General features: G+C 71.8%; 18 protein-coding genes. 9 read left to right on the forward strand and 9 right to left on the reverse strand.

The annotated features are described in order from the left end of the window. Nucleotides 1-113: 113 nt before the first annotated feature. From tpiA to AB0K02_RS08845, 6 genes are all read left to right on the forward strand, one after another. Nucleotides 114-890 (forward strand): triose-phosphate isomerase, encoded by a 777-nt coding sequence (gene tpiA, locus AB0K02_RS08820; RefSeq protein WP_365991639.1) that lies wholly within the window; start codon nt 114-116, stop codon nt 888-890. A 166-nt stretch (nt 891-1,056) separates the two neighbouring features. After that, nucleotides 1,057-1,287: a preprotein translocase subunit SecG gene (gene secG / locus AB0K02_RS08825; RefSeq protein WP_177148920.1), complete on the forward strand. Its 231-nt coding sequence runs from the start codon at nt 1,057-1,059 to the stop codon at nt 1,285-1,287. A gap of 135 nt (nt 1,288-1,422) precedes the next feature. Further along, on the forward strand, nt 1,423-1,758 hold the full coding sequence (locus AB0K02_RS08830; RefSeq protein WP_003957010.1) for an RNA polymerase-binding protein RbpA: 336 nt from the start codon (nt 1,423-1,425) through the stop codon (nt 1,756-1,758). Between the two features lie 178 nt (nt 1,759-1,936). Beyond that, nucleotides 1,937-3,589: a glucose-6-phosphate isomerase gene (gene pgi, locus AB0K02_RS08835; protein WP_365991760.1), complete on the forward strand. Its 1,653-nt coding sequence runs from the start codon at nt 1,937-1,939 to the stop codon at nt 3,587-3,589. A gap of 4 nt (nt 3,590-3,593) precedes the next feature. Continuing rightward, nucleotides 3,594-4,094, forward strand: coding sequence for a PH domain-containing protein (locus AB0K02_RS08840; RefSeq protein ID WP_365991640.1), 501 nt, complete (start codon nt 3,594-3,596; stop codon nt 4,092-4,094). Continuing rightward, complete coding sequence (locus AB0K02_RS08845) at nt 4,091-5,611, forward strand: PH domain-containing protein (RefSeq protein WP_365991641.1); 1,521 nt, start codon at nt 4,091-4,093, stop codon at nt 5,609-5,611. Before AB0K02_RS08840 ends, AB0K02_RS08845 begins: the two co-directional genes overlap by 4 nt. Before the next feature lie 567 nt (nt 5,612-6,178). On the opposite strand, the gene pgl is transcribed toward AB0K02_RS08845, so the two are convergent. Genes pgl through tkt form a run of 5 tightly spaced genes read right to left on the reverse strand, consistent with a single transcriptional unit; the run spans nt 6,179 to nt 12,777 of the window. Beyond that, nucleotides 6,179-6,961, reverse strand: a complete 783-nt coding sequence (gene pgl / locus AB0K02_RS08850) for a 6-phosphogluconolactonase (RefSeq protein WP_365991642.1) — start codon at nt 6,959-6,961, stop codon at nt 6,179-6,181. Beyond that, nucleotides 6,958-8,001 (reverse strand): glucose-6-phosphate dehydrogenase assembly protein OpcA, encoded by a 1,044-nt coding sequence (gene opcA, locus AB0K02_RS08855; protein WP_365991643.1) that lies wholly within the window; start codon nt 7,999-8,001, stop codon nt 6,958-6,960. The genes pgl and opcA overlap by 4 nt, the downstream gene beginning before the upstream one ends. Next, the gene (gene zwf, locus AB0K02_RS08860) at nt 7,998-9,530 is read right to left on the reverse strand and encodes a glucose-6-phosphate dehydrogenase (protein WP_365991644.1); all 1,533 of its coding nucleotides are present in this window, start codon (nt 9,528-9,530) and stop codon (nt 7,998-8,000) included. Before zwf ends, opcA begins: the two co-directional genes overlap by 4 nt. Nucleotides 9,531-9,536: 6 nt before the next feature. Beyond that, the gene (tal, locus tag AB0K02_RS08865; protein WP_365991645.1) at nt 9,537-10,655 is read right to left on the reverse strand and encodes a transaldolase; all 1,119 of its coding nucleotides are present in this window, start codon (nt 10,653-10,655) and stop codon (nt 9,537-9,539) included. 34 nt (nt 10,656-10,689) lie between these two features. Next, a complete protein-coding gene (gene tkt, locus AB0K02_RS08870; RefSeq protein ID WP_365991646.1) occupies nt 10,690-12,777 on the reverse strand; it encodes a transketolase in 2,088 nt (695 codons plus the stop codon). A gap of 351 nt (nt 12,778-13,128) precedes the next feature. Between tkt and AB0K02_RS08875 the strand changes: the two genes are divergently transcribed. The 3 genes from AB0K02_RS08875 (at nt 13,129) to AB0K02_RS08885 (ending at nt 15,662) form a co-directional block, all read left to right on the forward strand. Then, nucleotides 13,129-14,076 carry a heme o synthase gene (locus AB0K02_RS08875; RefSeq protein ID WP_365991647.1) on the forward strand — a complete coding sequence of 316 codons (948 nt, stop codon included), beginning with the start codon at nt 13,129-13,131 and terminating at the stop codon, nt 14,074-14,076. Nucleotides 14,077-14,150: 74 nt separating this feature from the next. Beyond that, nucleotides 14,151-14,507 carry a hypothetical protein gene (locus AB0K02_RS08880; protein ID WP_365991648.1) on the forward strand — a complete coding sequence of 119 codons (357 nt, stop codon included), beginning with the start codon at nt 14,151-14,153 and terminating at the stop codon, nt 14,505-14,507. 66 nt (nt 14,508-14,573) lie between these two features. After that, the gene (locus tag AB0K02_RS08885; protein WP_365991649.1) at nt 14,574-15,662 is read left to right on the forward strand and encodes an amidohydrolase family protein; all 1,089 of its coding nucleotides are present in this window, start codon (nt 14,574-14,576) and stop codon (nt 15,660-15,662) included. Nucleotides 15,663-15,684: 22 nt separating this feature from the next. Here AB0K02_RS08885 and AB0K02_RS08890 read toward each other — a convergent pair whose 3' ends face one another. The 4 genes from AB0K02_RS08890 to AB0K02_RS08905 are packed head-to-tail and all read right to left on the reverse strand — an operon-like array spanning nt 15,685 to nt 19,534. Then, nucleotides 15,685-16,674, reverse strand: coding sequence for a COX15/CtaA family protein (locus tag AB0K02_RS08890; protein ID WP_365991650.1), 990 nt, complete (start codon nt 16,672-16,674; stop codon nt 15,685-15,687). Between the two features lie 4 nt (nt 16,675-16,678). Continuing rightward, nucleotides 16,679-17,794 carry a hypothetical protein gene (locus AB0K02_RS08895; RefSeq protein ID WP_365991651.1) on the reverse strand — a complete coding sequence of 372 codons (1,116 nt, stop codon included), beginning with the start codon at nt 17,792-17,794 and terminating at the stop codon, nt 16,679-16,681. A gap of 49 nt (nt 17,795-17,843) precedes the next feature. Continuing rightward, nucleotides 17,844-18,611: an ABC transporter permease gene (locus AB0K02_RS08900; protein ID WP_365991652.1), complete on the reverse strand. Its 768-nt coding sequence runs from the start codon at nt 18,609-18,611 to the stop codon at nt 17,844-17,846. After that, nucleotides 18,608-19,534 (reverse strand): ABC transporter ATP-binding protein, encoded by a 927-nt coding sequence (locus tag AB0K02_RS08905; RefSeq protein WP_365991653.1) that lies wholly within the window; start codon nt 19,532-19,534, stop codon nt 18,608-18,610. Before AB0K02_RS08905 ends, AB0K02_RS08900 begins: the two co-directional genes overlap by 4 nt. Nucleotides 19,535-19,672 lie beyond the last annotated feature (138 nt).

Consider the following 19,672-nt stretch of genomic DNA (forward strand, 5'->3'; position numbering starts at 1 on the left):
TGGAGGCACCTCCCAGCGGTAGCTGGGGGAGCACGCGCGGCCGCCGGGCCGCGGACAACCACGAACCACACACTTCTGCGCCGCGCGGGCGGAGAAGCGAACGAAGGAGGGGCATGAGCACCCGCACCCCGCTGATGGCGGGCAACTGGAAGATGAACCTCAACCACCTCGAGGCCATCGCCCACGTCCAGAAGCTCGCCTTCGCGCTCAACGACAAGGACTACGACGCCGTGGAGGTCGCCGTCCTGGCGCCCTTCACCGACCTGCGGTCCGTGCAGACGCTGGTCGACGGCGACAAGCTCAAGATCAAGTACGGCGCCCAGGACATCTCCGCGCACGACTCCGGCGCCTACACGGGCGAGATCTCGGGCCCCATGCTGGCCAAGCTGAAGTGCTCCTACGTCGCCGTGGGCCACTCCGAGCGCCGCCAGTACCACGCCGAGACCGACGAGATCTGCAACGCCAAGGCGAAGGCCGCGTACAGGCACGGGCTGACCCCGATCCTGTGCGTCGGCGAGGGCCTGGACATCCGCAAGGCCGGTCAGCAGGTCCAGTACACCCTGAACCAGCTCGACGGCGGTCTGAAGGACATCCCGGCCGAGCAGGCCGAGACCATCGTGATCGCGTACGAGCCGGTGTGGGCGATCGGCACCGGCGAGGTCGCCACGCCCGAGGACGCGCAGGAGGTCTGCGGAGCCATTCGCGGCCGTCTCGCGGAGCTGTACAGCCAGGAGCTGGCCGACAAGGTCCGCATCCAGTACGGCGGCTCGGTCAAGGCCGGGAACGTCGCGGCGATCATGGCTCAGCCCGACGTCGACGGCGCCCTGGTGGGCGGCGCGGCGCTGGACGCGGAGGAGTTCGTCAAGATCGTCCGCTTCCGCGACCAGTGAGCCACGGGTGAGTGACCGGTGAGTATGCGCTAGCGCGGATCCGGCGTACCCTTGCGGGGGCCGAGGCTCACAGTGCCGATACGCGGCTCCGCCGCGTGGCGAGCCCCGGCCCCCGCAGTACATATCGGTGTCAGTTCAGTCCGAGGAAGTTGGTCCAGCCGTGGTTATGGGGTTCTCGATCGCCCTGATCGTCTTCAGCCTGCTGCTGATGCTGCTGGTGCTGATGCACAAGGGGAAGGGCGGCGGCCTCTCCGACATGTTCGGTGGCGGCATGCAGTCGTCCGTCGGCGGCTCGTCGGTCGCCGAGCGCAACCTCGACCGCATCACCGTCGTGGTCGGTCTGCTGTGGTTCGCGTGCATTGTCGTACTTGGTCTGCTGGTGAAGCTGGACAGCTGACCCGTCTCTTTCCCGTCCCGGCCTGGGGTGTAACTCCAAACACTGGACGAGCGTTGGGCCTTACGTAGACTGGGGCACTCGCGGCGCAGCCGCTGTGAGACGCTGTGCAGCACCATCACGCAGGGAGTTACGACCGTGGCAAGTGGCAACGCGATCCGGGGAAGCCGGGTCGGAGCGGGGCCGATGGGCGAGGCAGAGCGGGGCGAGTCCGCACCGCGCCTCCGCATCTCCTTCTGGTGCTCCAACGGGCACGAGACGCAGCCGAGCTTCGCCAGTGACGCACAGGTCCCCGACACCTGGGACTGCCCGCGGTGCGGGTTCCCGGCAGGCCAGGACCGGGACAACCCGCCGGACCCGCCGCGCACCGAGCCGTACAAGACGCACCTCGCCTATGTGCGCGAGCGGCGCAGCGACGCGGACGGCGAGGCGATCCTCGCGGAGGCGCTCGCCAAACTGCGGGGCGAGATCTAGACGTTGAGTCCGGCCGGCACCCAAGGGGTGCCGGCCGGACTTCGTCGTTCGCAGTCCGGCCCGGTTGCTTCTCGCCGTCCCGCGGCCGCTGACGCGTCATCCGCCCGCCTGATCAATTAGGTTGGAGACGCAGCGGGGCATGCAGGCAGGTACGAGAAGAAGTGGGCTGATGTCCGAGATGAACGCAGAACGTCCTACGAGGCTCAACCAGATGTCGCCATGGGTCGCTCTCGGCAAGCACCGCGAGCAGCTGGGCGACACCCACCTGCGGGAGCTCTTCGCCGCCGACGCCGGGCGCGGCAGCGGGTACACCCTCCAGGTCGGTGATCTGTACCTCGACTACTCCAAGCACCTCGTGACCGACGAGACGCTCGCGCTGCTGCGCGAGCTGGCCGGGGCGACCGGAGTGTTCGAGCTGCGCGACGCCATGTTCCGCGGCGAGAAGATCAACACCACTGAGGACCGCGCGGTCCTGCACACCGCGCTGCGCGCCCCGCGCGACGCCGTCGTCGAGGTCGACGGCGAGAACGTGGTCCCCGCCGTGCACGCCGTGCTCGACAAGATGGCCGCCTTCTCCGACCGGATCCGCTCCGGTGAGTGGACCGGCCACACCGGAAGGCCCATCCGGAACGTGGTCAACGTCGGCATCGGCGGCTCCGACCTCGGTCCCGCGATGGCGTACGAGGCGCTCCGCTCCTACACGGCACGCGACCTGACGTTCCGTTTCGTCTCCAACGTCGACGGGGCGGATCTGCACGAGGCCGTGCGCGACCTCGACCCGGCCGAGACGCTGTTCGTCATCGCGTCCAAGACCTTCACCACGATCGAGACCATCACCAACGCCACCTCGGCGCGCGACTGGCTGCTCACCGGGCTGGGAGCCGGCCAGGAGGCCGTCGCCAAGCACTTCGTCGCCCTTTCGACGAACGCGGAGAAGGTGGCCGACTTCGGCATCGACACGGCGAACATGTTCGAGTTCTGGGACTGGGTCGGCGGCCGCTACTCGTACGACTCCGCCATCGGCCTCTCGCTCATGATCGCCATCGGCCCGGACCGCTTCCGGGAGATGCTGGACGGCTTCCGCCTCGTCGACGAGCACTTCCGCACCGCCCCCGCCGAGACCAACGCGCCGTTGCTGCTCGGCCTGTTGGGCGTCTGGTACGGGGCGTTCTTCGACGCCCAGTCGCACGCCGTCCTGCCGTACTCGCACTACCTGTCCAAGTTCACCGCGTACCTCCAGCAGCTGGACATGGAGTCCAACGGCAAGTCCGTCGACCGCGACGGCAACCCCGTCGACTGGCAGACCGGCCCCGTCGTGTGGGGCACGCCCGGCACCAACGGCCAGCACGCCTACTACCAGTTGATCCACCAGGGCACGAAGGTCATCCCGGCGGACTTCATCGGCTTCGCCCGGCCCGTCGGCGACCTGCGGCCCGGTCTGGTCGCGCAGCACGACCTGCTCATGGCCAACTTCTTCGCGCAGACCCAGGCCCTGGCCTTCGGCAAGACGCCCGAGGAGGTGCGGGCCGAGGGCGTCCCAGAGGAGCTGGTGCCGCACAAGACCTTCCGCGGCAACCATCCCACCACCACGATCCTCGCGGACGAGCTGACCCCCTCCGTGCTGGGCCAGCTCATCGCGCTGTACGAGCACAAGGTCTTCGTCCAGGGTGCCGTCTGGAACATCGACTCCTTCGACCAGTGGGGCGTCGAGCTCGGCAAGGTCCTCGCCAAGAAGATCGAGCCCGTCCTGACCGAGGGCAGGGGCGGCGAGCAGCTCGACAGTTCGACCGCCACGCTGGCCGCCCGGTACCGGGCGCTGCGCGGCCGCTGAGCCGATGCGGGGGGAGAACGCGGTGCGGCTGCGGCCGCCGCGGAACCGGCTGAACGAACGCGTCGTCGGCTGGTGGCGTACGCAGTGCCTGCTGACGACGGGCGTGCCCGTGGCGGTCCTGGCCGTCCTCGGCACGCTCGTCGAGCCGGCACGAGCCTGGCTGTGGGGGCCGGCCGCCGCGGTGGCGGTCGTCGGCCTCACCGGCACCGCGTTCCTCCCCGCCTGGTGGTACCGGGTGCATCGCTGGGAGGTCACCGACGAGGCGGTGTACGTGCGCACGGGCGCCCTGTGGCAGGAATGGCGGATCGCCCCGATGTCCCGCATCCAGACCGTGGACACGGTCCGCGGGCCGCTGGAGCAGGCGTTCCGGCTGGCCACGGTGACCGTCACGACCGCCTCCTCCAAAGGGGCGATCAGGATCGAGGGGCTCGACCACGAGCTCGCCGCGGACCTCGCCGAGCGGCTGACCCGGATCACCCGGGCGACGCCCGGGGACGCGACATGAGCGCGTCCGGCGGGCCGGACGGCGAGTGGCGCCGACTGGACGGGCGTACGGTCCTCGTCAACGCCGTGATGATGGCGGGCGTCGCCGGCGGAGCGGGACTGCCCGCCCTGTTCGGCCTGCTGGGCGGCATGCCGCTGTGGCAGGCCCTGGCCTGGGTGCTCGCCGGCGCCGTCCTGCTCGTCGCCGCCGCCACCGGCGCCGACTACGTCCGGTGGCGCCGGACCCGCTACCGCATCGGACCCGAACGCGCCGAGCTCCACACCGGCCTGCTGCTCGTCAAACGACGCTCCCTGGCCCGCGAGCGCATCCGCAGCGTCGACCTCACCGCCAACGTCCTGCTGCGCGTCCTCGGCCTCGTCCGGGTACGGATCGGCACGGGCGAACAGGCCGGCGGCGGCGAGTCCACGCTGGAACTCGACGCCGTCTCCCGGGCGGAGGCCGAACGGCTGCGCACGCACCTGCCGGCCCGCACCGCCCGGCCGGGAGCGGAAGCCGGGGCCGACGGCGTCCTCGCAGCCCTCGACCCCGCCTGGATCCGGTACGCGCCGCTCTCCTTCGTCGCGCCGCTGCTCGGCGGGGCGGCCGTCGGTGCCGTGATGCAGGTCAGCGAGTGGTTCGGCGCCCGGGCCGAGGTCGTCCACTGGATATGGGGACGCTTCAGGGACACCCCGCTGGTCTGGACGGTCGTGGTGCTCGCCGGTGCGGCGATCGCCACGGGCGTCATGGGCGCGCTCGGCCTGTGGACCGAGATGTGGTGGCACTACCGCCTGGAGCGCGAACCCGGCGGGACCCTGCGCGTACGGCGGGGCCTGTTCACCGCCCGCTCGACGTCGATCGAGGAACGGCGCCTGCGCGGCGTCGACCTCGTCGAGCCGCTGGGCGTGCGGCTGGTCGGAGCGGCCCGCCTCGACGCGGTGGCCACCGGGCTCGTCAAGGACGGCGAGGACGAGCACGCCGACCGCAGGACCCTGCTGCCGGCGGTGCCACGGGCGCTCGCCGACGACGTGGCGGCGCGCGTGCTGCGCGTGCCCGTCGCCCCGACCGCCGCGTCGCCGCTGACACCGCATCCCCGCGCCGCCCGCGGCAGGCGGCTGCGCTGGGCTCTGGCCGGGGCGCTGCTTCCGGCCGTCGCTCTGGCGCTGCTCGGGTGGTGGCTGACGCAGGTGCTGGTGTGGATCGCGGCGGGCTGGACGGCTGTGGCGGTCCCGGTGTCGCTGCTGCTCGCCCTCGACGCGTACCGGAGCCTGGGCCACGGCATCGCGGGGGCGTACCTGCTGACTCGCTCGGGCACGGTACGGCGCAGCACGGTGGCGCTGCAGAGGTCCGGCGTCATCGGCTGGACGGTCCGGCAGTCCGTCTTCCAGCGCCGCGCAGGCCTGATCACGCTGACGGCGACGACGGCGGCGGGCTCGGGGGCTTACGACGTCCGGGACGTGGAGGAGGCGGAGGGCCTGGTGTTCGCGGCGGAGGCGGTGCCGGGTGTGCTGGAACCGTTCCTGCGCGCTGGGCCCGACTGACGGGAGAGCCGTGTCCCTGGGGGCTTGTTCCGGGCCGCGGCCCCCGGGCCCCGCGCCTCAATCGCCGGCGGGGCTGGGGGTGGTCCGCGTGCCTCGAACGTCGGTGGGCTGCTTGTGCGCGGGGCGTTGAGGGCGTGGCGCGCTTGCGGGGCTCTGGCCCGGGCCCCGTGCCTCAATCACCGACGGGCTGGATGTCGCCGCGGGCGAGGTGGGTGCGCTCCGTGCCCTCGCGTGCGGGGGACGTGTCTCGAACGTCGTCGGTGGGCGCTTGTGGGCGGGGTGTTGAGGGCATGGCGACCCGTTCGCTGGGCTTTGCCCGGGCCCCGCGCCTCAATCGCCGGCGGGCCTGGGTGCGGTCCCGGTCGCGCGGACGGTCGGCGGGGCCCCGAATCGAGCGTTCGGCGGGCTCGGTGGGGAGCAGGTGTGCCGACGGCTGGACTGCCGTGTCAACAGCAGTCCAGCACGTCTGGGGAGCTCCCACGGGCCGCCGGGCCGTAAGGACACCGCGCGAACCGCGGTACGGGGCCCGGGGCCTGACCGGGTTTCGGGGAAGGGGCGGGGCGGGGGCTACGCCGAGGCCGGGGGGTACAGCCCGCGCGGGAGCTGCGACGCCGCCGCCGCGTCCAGCAGCCACAGCGTGCGGGCCCTCCCGTACGCTCCCGCCGCCGGCGCCTGGATCTCGCCCGCGCCCGACAGCGCGATCTGGACCGCCTTCGCCTTGTCCTCGCCCGCCGCGAGCAGCCACACCTCGCGCGCCGCGCGGATCGCGGGCAGCGTGAGCGAGACACGCGTCGGCGGCGGCTTCGGCGCCCCGTGGACGCCGACCACCGTGCGCTCCGTCTCGCGGACCGCCGGGAGTTCCGGGAACAGCGACGCCACGTGCGTGTCGGGACCCACCCCCAGCATCAGCACGTCGAACGTCGGCACCGGTCCATGGTCTTCCGGCCCGGCCGCCGCGGCCAGTTCGGCCGCGTAGGCCGCGGCCGCGGCGTCCACGTCCGAGCCGTACGGCCCGTCCGACGCCGGCATGGCGTGCACCCGCGCCGGGTCCACCGGCACCTGGTCCAGCAGGGCCCCGCGGGCCTGCGTGACATTGCGCTCGGGGTCGCCGTCCGGCAGGAAGCGCTCGTCGCCCCACCACAGGTCGAGCCGCGACCAGTCGATCGCGTCCCGCGCGGGGGCCGAACTCAGCGCGGCCAGCAGCCCGTTGCCGTTACGGCCGCCCGTCAGGACCACCGACGCGGAACCGCGGGCGGCCTGGGCGTCCACGATCCTCGTGATCAGCCGGGCCGCCGCGGCCTGCGCCATCAGCTCCTTGTCGCGATGCACGACCAGCTGCGGCGCGATCACTTCGACGCCGCCTTCTTCGCCGGAGCGGCCTTCTTCGCGGGCGCCGCCTTCTTCTCCGCCGGAGCGGCCTGCTCGGCCGGCGCGGATTCGGCCGCAGGAGCCACCTCCGCCACCGGATCGCTCAGCCGGTGAACCCCGTACCGCAGCGCGGACGCGTACGTGTCGTCCGGGTCGAGCCGCCGCAGTTCCTCCGCGATCAGCTCGGCCGTCTCACGCCGCTTGAGCGCCACCGCGCGGTCGGGCTGGCCCTGGATGGACAGGGTCGCGAGCGATCCGTCCGGCCGGTCCAGCACGATCGGCCCGCACGTGGAGTCCATCCGGACCGAGGTGAGACCGGGCCCCGCAGACAGCGACCGCTTCACCGGGACGTCCAGCCGGTCCGCGAGCCACATGGCCAGCAGTTCGCAGCTCGGGTTGAACTCCTCGCCCTCCACCTCGACCGACGTGACCTTGCAGGTGACCTGGTCCAGAGCGGCCGCGAGCATCGAGCGCCACGGCGTGATCCGGGTCCAGGACAGGTCGGTGTCGCCGGGGCTGTACGCCGCGGCGCGGGCGGAGAGTTCGTGCACCGGGTGCTCGGCCGCGTAGGTGTCGGTCACCCGACGCTGCGCCAGCGCGCCCAGCGGGTCGGACGCGGGGTCGGTCGGCGCGTTCACCGGCCACCAGACGACGACGGGCGCGTCGGGCAGCAGCAGCGGCAGCACCACGGACTGCGCGTGGTCGGTGACCTCTCCGTACAGACGGAGGATCACCGTCTCGCCGGTGCCCGCGTCGGCGCCGACGCGGACCTCCGCGTCGAGCCGTGCCTTGGCGCGGTCGCGCGGGGAGCGCGAGACGCGCTTGATCACGACGAGGGTGCGCGAGGGGTGCTCGCGCGACGCCTCGTTGGCGGCCTTGAGCGCGTCGTAGGCGTTCTCCTCGTCGGTGACGATGACGAGGGTGAGCACCATGCCGACGGCGGGGGTGCCGATGGCGCGACGACCCTGCACCAACGCCTTGTTGATCTTGCTGGCCGTGGTGTCCGTGAGGTCGATCTTCATGGCCGGCGCCAGCTCCGTCCGTCTCGTGCGAGCATCTCGTCCGCCTCGGTGGGTCCCCAGGTGCCCGCGGGGTACTGCGCGGGCTTGCCGTTGGTGTCCCAGAACCGCTCGATCGGGTCGAGGATCTTCCAGGACAGCTCGACCTCCTCCACCCTCGGGAAGAGGTTGGAGTCGCCGAGGAGGACGTCGAGGATCAGCCGCTCGTACGCCTCCGGGCTGGACTCGGTGAACGACTCGCCGTAGGCGAAGTCCATCGAGACGTCCCGTACCTCCATGGACGTGCCGGGGACCTTGGAGCCGAAGCGCAGGGTCACGCCCTCGTCCGGCTGCACGCGGATGACCAGGGCGTTCTGGCCCAGTTCCTCCGTGGCCGTGGAGTCGAACGGCGAGTGCGGGGCGCGCTGGAAGACGACCGCGATCTCGGTGACCCGGCGGCCCAGCCGCTTTCCGGTGCGCAGGTAGAACGGAACGCCCGCCCAGCGGCGGTTGTCGATCTCCAGCTTGATCGCGGCGTAGGTGTCGGTCTTCGACGCGGGGTCGATGCCGTCTTCCTGGAGGTAGCCGACGGCCTTCTCGCCGCCCTGCCAGCCGGCCGCGTACTGCGCCCGGACCGTGGCGGCGCCCAGGTCCTTGGGCAGCTTCACGGCGCCCAGCACCTTGGTCTTCTCGGCCGCGAGCGCGTCCGCGTCGAAGGAGGCGGGCTCCTCCATCGCGGTCAGCGCGAGCAGCTGGAGGAGGTGGTTCTGAATGACATCACGGGCGGCGCCGATGCCGTCGTAGTAGCCGGCGCGGCCGCCGATGCCGATGTCCTCGGCCATCGTGATCTGCACGTGGTCCACGTAGGACCGGTTCCATATCGGCTCGAACAGCGTGTTCGCGAACCGCAGCGCCAGGATGTTCTGGACGGTCTCCTTGCCCAGGTAGTGGTCGATCCGGAAGACCTCGTTGGGCGGGAAGACCTCGTGGACGACCTGGTTGAGCTCCTTGGCGGAGGCCAGGTCGTGACCGAACGGCTTCTCGATGACCGCGCGGCGCCAGGAGCCTTCCTTCTGGTCCGCGAGGCCGTGCTTCTTCAGCTGCTGCACGACCATGGGGAAGAACTTCGGCGGCACGGACAGGTAGAACGCGAAGTTGCCGCCGGTGCCCTGGACCTTGTCCAGGTCCTCGACGGTCGACCTCAGCTGCTCGAAGGCGTCGTCGTCGTCGAAGGTGCCCTGCACGAAGCGCATGCCCTGGCTCAGCTGCTGCCAGACCTCCTCACGGAACGGCGTGCGCGCGTGCTGCTTGACCGCGTCGTGGACCTCCTGCGCGAAGTCCTCGTCGGCCCACTCGCGACGGGCGAAGCCGATGAGAGAGAAGCCCGGCGGCAGCAGCCCCCGGTTGGCGAGGTCGTAGACGGCGGGCATCAGCTTCTTGCGGGACAGGTCCCCGGTGACGCCGAAGATGACCAGGCCCGACGGCCCCGCGATACGCGGGAGCCGTCGGTCTGCAGCATCACGGAGCGGGTTGGCTCCGCCAATACCGGACAAGGTAGGTCAGCCCTCCGAGGGTGCGAGGCGCTTGAGCTCGGCCTCGGTCGACTTGAGCAGGTCGTTCCAGGAGGCCTCGAACTTGTCGACGCCCTCGTCCTCGAGGAGCTGGACGACGTCGTCGTAGCTGATGCCCAGCTTCTCGACCGCGTCGAGGTCGGCGCGGGCCTGCTCGTAGGTGCCGCGGACGGTGTCGCCGGTGATCTGGCCGTGGTCGGCCGTCGCGTCGAGCGTGGCCTCGGGCATGGTGTTGACGGTGCCGGGGGCGACCAGCTCGTCGACGTACAGCGTGTCCTTGTACGCCTTGTCCTTGACGCCGGTGGAGGCCCACAGCGGGCGCTGCTTGTTGGCCTGCGCCTTGTCGAGCGCGGCCCAGCGGTCGGAGCCGAAGACCTCCTCGTAGGCCTGGTAGGCGAGGCGGGCGTTGGCCAGGGCGGCCTTGCCGCGGGCTTCCTTGGCCTCGGGGGTGCCCAGGGCGTCCAGGCGCTTGTCGATCTCGGTGTCCACGCGGGACACGAAGAAGGACGCCACCGAGTGGATCTTGGACAGGTCCAGGCCGCGCTCCCTGGCCTTCTCCAGGCCGGCCAGGTAGGCGTCCATGACCTCGCGGTAGCGCTCCAGGGAGAAGATCAGCGTGACGTTGACGCTGATGCCGAGGCCGATGACCTCGGTGATCGCCGGCAGGCCCGCCCTGGTGGCCGGGATCTTGATGAGGGTGTTGGGGCGGTCCACCAGCCAGGCCAGCTGCTTGGCCTCGGCCACCGTCGCCTTGGTGTCGTGGGCCAGGCGCGGGTCGACCTCGATGGAGACCCGGCCGTCCTGGCCGTCGGTGGCGTCGTAGACCGGGCGCAGGATGTCCGCCGCGTCACGCACGTCCGCCGTGGTGATCATGCGGATGGCTTCCTCGACCGTCACCTTGCGGGCGGCGAGGTCCTCCAGCTGCTGGTCGTAGCCGTGACCCTCCGAGATCGCCTTCTGGAAGATCGACGGGTTGGTGGTGACACCGACGACGTGCTGCTGGTCGATCAGCTCGGCGAGGTTGCCGGAGGTGATCCGGGTGCGGGACAGGTCGTCCAGCCAGATCGCCACGCCTTCGTCGGAGAGGCGCTTGAGTGCGTCTGTCATGAGAATTGCATCTCCTACTTGTCGTATACCGGCGTCAGCGCGCGGCGGCTTCGATCGATTCCCGCGCGGCGGCGGCGACCGCGTCGGCGGTGAAACCGAACTCGCGGAAGAGGACCTTGCCGTCCGCGGAGGCACCGAAGTGCTCCAGCGAGACGATGCGTCCTGCGTCGCCGACGTAGCGGTGCCAGGTCAGGCCGATACCGGCCTCGACCGCGACACGCGCCTTGACCGACGGGGGAAGCACCGCGTCCCGGTACCCCTGGTCCTGCTCCTCGAACCACTCGACGGACGGCATCGAGACCACCCGGGTCGGCACGCCGGCGGCCTGGAGCTGCTCGCGGGCCTCCACGGCCAGCTGCACCTCGGAGCCCGTACCGATCAGCACGACCTGCGGTTCGCCCCCTTCGGCGTCGAACAGGACGTACCCGCCCTTGGCGGCGTCCTCGTTGCGCTCGTAGGTGGGCACGCCCTGGCGGGTCAGCGCGAGGCCGTGCGGGGCGCCCACGCCGAACTCCTTCGTCCAGCGCTTGAGGATCTCGCGCCAGGCGATCGCGGTCTCGTTGGCGTCGGCCGGGCGCACGATGTTCAGGCCCGGGATGGCGCGCAGCGAGGCCAGGTGCTCGACCGGCTGGTGGGTGGGGCCGTCCTCGCCGAGGCCGATGGAGTCGTGCGTCCACACGTAGGTGACCGGCAGGTGCATCAGCGCCGACAGCCGCACCGCGTTGCGCATGTAGTCGGAGAACACCAGGAAGGTGCCGCCGTAGATGCGGGTGTTGCCGTGCAGGGCGATGCCGTTCATCACCGCGGCCATGGCGTGCTCGCGGATGCCGAAGTGCACGGTGCGGCCGTACGGGTCGGCCTCCGGCAGCGGGTTGTCCGCCGGCAGGAACGACGACGTCTTGTCGATCGTCGTGTTGTTGGAGCCGGCCAGGTCGGCCGAGCCGCCCCACAGCTCCGGCACGACCGCACCGAGCGCCTGGAGGATCTTGCCCGAGGCGGCGCGGGTGGCGACACCCTTGCCCGTCTCGAACTCGGGCAGCCTGTCCTCCCAGCCCTCGGGCAGCTCACCGGCCCGGATCCGGTCGAACTCCGCTGCGCGCTGCGGGTTGGCCGTGCGCCACGCGGCGAACGCCTTCTCCCACTCGCCGCGCGCCTCACGGCCCCGGTCCAGCGCGCCCCGGGTGTGCGCGATGACCTCGTCCGCGACCTCGAAGTGCTGCTCGGGGTCGAAGCCCATGACGCGCTTGGTGGCCGCGATCTCCTCCTCGCCCAGCGCCGAGCCGTGCGCGGCCTCGGTGTTCTGCGCGTTGGGGGCGGGCCAGGCGATGATCGAGCGCATCGCGATGAACGACGGCCGGTCCGTGACGGCCTTGGCCGCCTCGATCGCCGCGTACAGGGCGGCCGGGTCCAGGTCCCCGTTCTCCTTCGGCTCCACGCGCTGCACGTGCCAGCCGTAGGCCTCGTACCGCTTCATCGTGTCTTCGGAGATCGCGGTCTCGGTGTCGCCCTCGATCGAGATGTGGTTGTCGTCCCACAGCATGATCAGGTTGCCGAGCCTCTGGTGGCCCGCGAGCGAGGACGCCTCTGCGGAGATGCCCTCCTGCAGGCAGCCGTCACCGGCGATCACGTACACGAAGTGGTCGAACGGCGACGTGCCCGGCGCGGCCTCCGGGTCGAACAGGCCACGCTCGTAACGGGCGGCCATCGCCATGCCCACGGCGTTCGCGACACCCTGCCCGAGCGGGCCGGTCGTCGTCTCCACACCCGTGGTGTGCCCGTACTCCGGGTGACCCGGGGTCTTGCTGCCCCAGGTCCGGAACGCCTTCAGGTCCTCCAGCTCCAGGCCGAAACCGGCCAGGTAAAGCTGGATGTAGAGGGTCAGGGACGAGTGGCCCGCGGACAGCACGAACCGGTCGCGCCCGGTCCAGTCGGCATCCGCCGGGTCGTGCCGCATCACCTTCTGGAAGAGGGTGTACGCGGCCGGCGCCAGGCTCATGGCCGTACCCGGATGGCCGTTGCCGACCTTCTGTACGGAATCCATGGCCAGGACGCGGACGGTGTCGACTGCCCGCTGGTCCACTGCGGTCCACTCGAGGTCTGTGGTGGTCGGCTTGGTGCTCACCCTGGGTCAGGGCTCCTCTCCACATGTCGAATCCCGGTGACGAGGGGTGCACCGGGCGCTGTCGAGCCTACCTTCGCAGCAATGCGGCCTTCTGCGAGTGCGCGTCTCACGAGATGGGTCGGACATTGTCAGAGTGCGGGTCCGGCGTGCCGTTCGCCTGTCGGGCATGTATACGCGAGCTGCCGGGGGCGGTCTCAACACGTGCCCACCCCGGCGAAGATCGGCGTATGGGCAACGTCTAGAGTGGCGTGGTACGCGCAAGTCTTCACGGGTCTTCACGCCCCCATCGCCCTTCGGACATGGGAGTCGCTCCCGGAGGCTTGCTGGGATTTTTCTCTGTCAGGGGTGTGCGTGACGGCCGTCGAGTCCCGACCCGCAGGGGTCGTCTTGACTCCCAGCCCGGGGGGCCATCGGCCGTTCGGTGCCCGCGTCAAGGCATTCGTGGCGCTGACCAAGCCGCGGATCATCGAGCTGCTGCTGATCACCACCGTGCCGGTGATGTTCCTGGCCGAGCAGGGTGTGCCGGACCTGTGGCTGGTGCTCGCGACCTGCCTCGGCGGTTACCTCTCCGCCGGTGGCGCCAACGCGCTCAACATGTACATCGACCGCGACATCGACGCCCTGATGGACCGCACGTCCCAGCGCCCGCTGGTCACCGGCATGGTGTCGCCGCGCGAGGGACTGGTCTTCGGCCTCGCCCTCGCCGTGATCTCCACGCTCTGGTTCGGGCTCCTGGTCAACTGGCTGTCCGCCGCGCTGTCGCTCGGTGCGCTGCTCTTCTACGTCGTCGTCTACACGATGCTCCTCAAGCGCCGCACCGCGCAGAACATCGTCTGGGGCGGCATCGCCGGCTGCATGCCCGTGCTGATCGGCTGGTCCTCCGTGACCGGCTCGGTGTCGTGGGCCGCCGTCATCCTCTTCCTCGTCATCTTCTTCTGGACGCCGCCGCACTACTGGCCGCTGTCGATGAAGGTGAAGGAGGACTACGCCCGCGTCGGTGTCCCGATGCTCCCGGTCGTCGCCGGGAACAAGGCCGTCGCCCGGCAGATCGTCGTCTACAGCTGGGTGATGGTCGCCGTCTCGCTGCTGCTGACCCCGCTCGGCTACACCGGCTGGTTCTACACCGCCGTGGCGCTGGCGACCGGCGGCTGGTGGCTGTGGGAGGCCCACGCCCTGCAGAACCGCGCGAAGAACGGGGCGACGGGCGGCAAGCTCAAGGAGATGCGGCTGTTCCACTGGTCGATCACCTATGTGTCGCTGCTGTTCGTGGCCGTGGCGGTGGACCCCTTCCTGCGCTAGCGCAGGAACGGCGTGGGGCAGACCACGTCGCCCAGCCGTCGCCAAGCGATCTACCCGCGGGTAGCATCCTGGCCATGGCAGACACCCAGGTTGACGAGAGCGCGCAGGACGCCAAGCAGGCCGCGAAGGCCGAGCGCAAGGCGGCGAAGCTCGCCAAGCAGATCCGGTCGTTCTCCCAGGCGCACGGCGGCGCCGAGGGCCAGCTCGCGTACATCGGTCAGATGGGCACCCGCATCGTGCTCGTCGGCGAGGACGGCGGCTGGGGCGACCTCGTCGCGCCGAGTCACGCCGTCGCCGTGAGCGCGGCCGAGAAGTCCGGGATCACGCTCCACGAGTCCTTCGACGGCGACTTCGCGGCGAAGGTCCGCACCGGCCCGTACGAGTGGACCCGCATGGCGGGCATCCAGGTCGGCGGCCCGTCCGACCGCTGAGCAACACCTCGCACGGGGCTCACCCGTTAGGACTGTGGAAGCGCGGTCCTAGACAGGGAGCTCCCGATGATCGACGTCGCGTCCTCGGTGCGTCTGGTCGACCAGTACTGCCACGGGGTGCTCCGTACGGAACTGGGCCTCGGCACCTTCGAGGCACTGCTCGGGGCCGGGGCGCCGGCCACGGGCACCACGTTCTTCGACACCCAGACCGGCTTCGCCGTACGGCGCTGGTGCCCGCCCCTGCTCGGCCTCGAACCCCACTGCCCGCCCGCCCACTACCTGGCCCGCCGACGCGAGCTGGGGGTGGCCGAGGCGGGCAGACGGCTGCTCCGGGGCACCGGCATCGACACCTACCTGGTCGACACCGGACCTGCCGGGGACCTCGCCGGGCCGGGTGAGGTCGCCGAGGCGGGCGCGGCGCACGCCCGTGAGATCGTCCGCCTCGAACTGCTCGCCGAGCAGGTCGCCGACACCTCGGGCACGGTCGAGTCCTTCCTCGCCAACCTCGCCGAGGCGGTGCACGGGGCGGCCGGTTCCGCCGTCGCCTTCACCACCGTCGCCGCCGCGTCGGGCGGCGCCGCAGGCGATCCGGAGCCACCGGGGCCGAGGGAGGTGCGGGGGGCCGCGGACCGCTGGATCGCCGCCCGTCAGGCGGGCGGCCCGCTGACCGACCCGGTGCTGCTGCGCCATCTCCTGTGGACCGCGATCGCGTCCGGCCTGCCGGTGCAGATGCACCTGGGCGTCGGCGACCCGGTGCGGCTCGCGGGGTTCGCGGCGGCGACTGCCGGTCTCGGCACCGATCTGGTGCTGCTGCACGGCTACCCGCACCACCGCAGCGCCGCCCGCCTGGCGAGCGAGTACCCGCACGTGTACGCCGACCTGGGGCCCGCCCTGACCCGCACCGGAGCGCGGGCCGCCGGGGTGCTCGCGGAGATCCTGGAGCTCGCCCCCTTCGGGAAACTGCTGTTCTCGAGCGGGGCGCGGGGGCTGCCGGAACTGCACGTGGTGGGCGCCCGCATCTTCCACGACGCCATGAGCCGGGTGCTCGGAGGCTGGGTGCGGGAGGGCGCGTGGGCGCGGTCCGACGCGGAGCGCGTGGCGGGGATGCTCGCGGCGGGAAACGCACGGCGGGTCTACGGGCTCACCGCCGTGTGACGCTCCCGCGGGGCCCAGCCCGTCACACGGTGGACAGCGCGCCGTCCGGCCGGGACGGGACCGCCGTGCCCGAGACCTCGCGCTCCCGCAGACTCAGCGCCAGCCGCAGCACCGCGATCCACATCAGCGACGAACCCAGCATGTGCACGCCCACCAGGACCTCGGGGACGTGAGTGAAGTACTGGACGTAACCGATCGCGCCCTGCGCCAGCACCACCAGCAGCAGGTCGCGCGCGCGGGCCCGGATGTCGTCCGGGGCGTCCACCACCCGCAGCACCAGCCACATGGCCACGGCGAGCGCGCACACCAGCCACGCCGCGATCGCGTGGACGTGCGCGGCGGCCGCCCAGTCCCACGGCATACGCGGTACGTCGCTGCTGTCGCCCGCGTGCTTGCCGGAGCCCGTCACCGACGTGCCCAGCACGATCAGCGCCGCGGAGAGGGCGACGATCGCCCACGACAGCTTGCGCACCGGACGGGGCACCCGGGGACGCGGCTCCGCGTCGCCCTCGCCGGCGCGCACCCAGGTGACGGTCGCGACCGTCAGGAGCGCGTTGGCGAGCAGGAAGTGCCCGGCGACCGACCACGGGTTGAGGCCGGCCCAGACCGTGATGCCGCCGATGACGGCGTTGCCCAGGACGATCCAGAACTGCAGCCACGCGAGCCGGGTCAGCCCCCGGCGCCGCGGCTCGACGGACCGCACCGCGATGATCGCCCAGCCCACCGCGGCCGACAGCACGTACGTCAGCATCCGGTTGCCGAACTCGATCGCGCCGTGGAGACCTTGCTCGGGGGTGGCGAAGAGACTGTCGTCCGTGCACTTGGGCCAGGTGTCGCAGCCGAGACCGGAGCCGGTCAGCCGGACGGCACCGCCGGTGACGACGATGAGCACGGTCATCAGGACGGCGGAGAGCGTCGCCCGTCGCAGGGTTTTGGGCGACGGTGTCCAGCGCTGGGCGATATAGGCGAGGGGGGTCTGCACGGCCCCTATCGTAGGCGGGGGCTTGTGCACCGATTCACGAGGGGTCGGGCCCGGACGGGAAGGTCATCCGGAAGCGTGCCCCATCCAGGTGCTCCTCCTCCTCCCACCACAGGGCGAACCGCCACGGCACCCCGTCCGGCGGCCGGTCCGGCGAGTGCAGGAACGCGTCGGTCAGATCGGCGGCGACCGCATCCGCCGTGCCGTCCGTCACCGCGTCCGTCCCGCGCCACGGATACGCCATCGGCCTCCACGTCCCGTCGCCCGCGCGCACGTCGAACCGCCACACCGCCCGCCACGAGCGCGCCCGCAGGATGCGCCGCACCTCGGTGCGCTCCAGCGCCAGCCCCTCCGCGATCGCGTCCTTGCCCACGCCCTCTATGCGCGCGGCCAGGACCGCGAGCGGCACCAGCCGCTCGGGCAGCAGCTCGCGCTTGTGCAGCTGCGTGAGTCCGCCGTCGAAGGGGCAGCGCCGCAGCCTGCGTTCCAGCTGGTCGCCGAGATGGCCCAGTACGGCCGCGTGCGCGCGCTCGGCCGGCTCGGTCGTCCACACCGCGTGGAACGCCCGCTCGGCCCGTACCGCCCACTCCGCCGCGTCCACCGGCCGGCCGAGCTCCTCCAGCCGGTCCCCGAGGAAGGAGTACGCCTGGGCGAGCCCTTCCCGGTTGCGCGGCTCGTCCCGGTCCAGGCCCTCCCACACGGCGATGGCCCGGTGGGTGGCCTCGACGGCGGCGAGACCCGCGAGCCTGTCCTCGGCCGACGGCTGCTCGCCGTGCGGACGGAAGGCGTAGCGCGGCAACCCGAGCTCGTCGCTGAGCGGCTCCGCGAGGTAGACGGCCTGGCTGATGAGGGCCCTGGCGTACCAGCGGGCGTGCTCGTCGTCGTGCCGCGCCGGCTCGGCGCAGTGCCGCACCGCCTGGTCGACCGCCGCCAGTGCGTCCGCACGGCTGCCGGTGTCGAAGTGGTGGCGTGCCAGATCGCCGTACCGAAGGCTCAGTCTGGCGGTCAGGGACAGATCGTCCGCCGCGTGCGGGGCGAGGGCGGCGATGAGATCCCTCAGCATGCGCTCGCGTGCGCTGGGCGAGGCGTCAGGCCGGCCGGCCCTGACCTTCACCCACTCGGCATCCAGCCGCAGTGCGGCAGTCCGCTCCATCCAGACCTCCAGTCGTGCGGGTCCCGACGGGAGCATCCTGGCGCGCGCCTCACTCCCAGCGGAAGAGCCGGGCGGCCGCCCCGAGTCCGAGCAGTGCCCACACGGAGAGGATTCCTAGATCGCCCCAGGGCATGCCCGCGCCGTTCTGCAGAACGTCACGCAGTCCGTCGGACAGCGCCGAAATCGGCAGCAGGGCGAGGGCGGAGGCGACGGCGCCCGGGAACCTGTCCAGCGGAACGATCACGCCGCCGCCCACAAGGAGCAGCAGGAAGACGAGGTTCGCGGCGGCAAGGGTCGCCTCCGCCCTGAGCGTCCCGGCCATGAGCAGCCCGAGCCCGGAGAAGGCCGCCGTACCGAGGACGAGCAGCAGGAGCACGGACAACGGGTTGCCGTGCGGGGACCAGCCGAGCGCGAAGGCGATCACGGTCAGCAGCACGATCTGCAGGACCTCGGTGACGAGGACCGAGAGCGTCTTGGCGCACATCAGCGCCCAGCGCGGCAGCGGCGAGGCGCCCAGCCGCTTGAGCACCCCGTACCGCCGCTCGAAACCGGTCGCGATCGCCTGGCCGGTGAAGGCCGTCGACATCACGGCGAGCGCGAGGACACCGGGGGCGAGGAAGTCGACGGCCTCGCCGTCCCCGGTGTCGACGATGTCGACGGTCGAGAAGAGCACCAGCAGCAGCGACGGAATGACCACGGTGAGCAGCAGCTGCTCGCCGTTGCGCAGCAGCATCTTTGTCTCGAAGGCGGCCTGCGCCGCGATCATGCGGGGCAGCGGCGCCGCGCCCGGCCTCGGTGCGTACGTACCGGCGCTCATCCGCGCAGCTCCTTGCCCGTCAGCGTGAGGAAGACGTCCTCCAGCGTGTGGCGTTCGACCGAGATGCCGTCCGGCATCACGCCGTGCTGGGCGCACCAGGTCGTGACCGTCGCCAGCAGCTGGGGATCCACCTGGCCGCTTATCCGGTACGCGCCCGGCGTGAGCTCGGCGGCGGCCGTGCCGTCCGGGAGCGCCTTGAGGAGCGAGCCGAGGTCGAGTCCGGGGCGACCGGTGAAGCTCAGGGTGTTCTCGGCACCGCCACGGCACAGTTCCTCCGTGGTGCCCCGGGCGATCACCCGGCCCGCGTCGACGATCGCGACGTCGTCCGCGAGCTCCTCGGCCTCGTCCATGAAGTGCGTGGTCAGGACGGTGGTGACGCCGTCGGCGCGCAGTTCGCGCACCAGCTGCCAGGTGGCCCGGCGGGCCTGCGGGTCGAGTCCGGCGGTCGGTTCGTCGAGGAACACGAGTTCCGGCCGGCCGACGACGGCCATGGCGAGCGCGAGGCGCTGCTGCTGGCCGCCGGACAGGCGCCGGTACGTCGTACGGCCGCAGCTGCCGAGCCCGAGCCGTTCGATCAGGGCGTCCACGTCGAGCGGGTGGGCGTGGAGCTTCGCCATGTGGCGCAGCATCTCGTCGGCGCGGGCGCCCGAGTACACGCCGCCGGACTGGAGCATCACGCCGATGCGGGGACGCAGCCGGGCCGCGTCGGCGACGGGGTCGAGGCCGAGGACGCGCACCGTGCCGGCGTCGGGGCGGCGGTAGCCCTCGCAGGTCTCCACCGTGGTGGTCTTGCCGGCTCCGTTGGGGCCGAGCACGGCGGTCACGGATCCGGTGGCGACGTCGAGGTCCAGGCCGTCCACCGCGGTCTTCGATCCGTACCGTTTGACCAGGCCCCGGATCTGGACGGCGGACTCGTTGCTCATGCGGGAAGTCTAAGGACCCGCCGGGACCGCTCGGGCCGCGGCCCCGGACCCCGCCGCACGCACCGGCCCGCGGGCAGGTCACGGGCACCGGCCCGGCCGGGGCCGCGGCCCGCCGGGGCAGGGGCCGCCGGCGGTTGC

Source organism: Streptomyces sp. NPDC049597 (assembly GCF_040675505.1).
Lineage (GTDB): Bacteria > Actinomycetota > Actinomycetes > Streptomycetales > Streptomycetaceae > Streptomyces.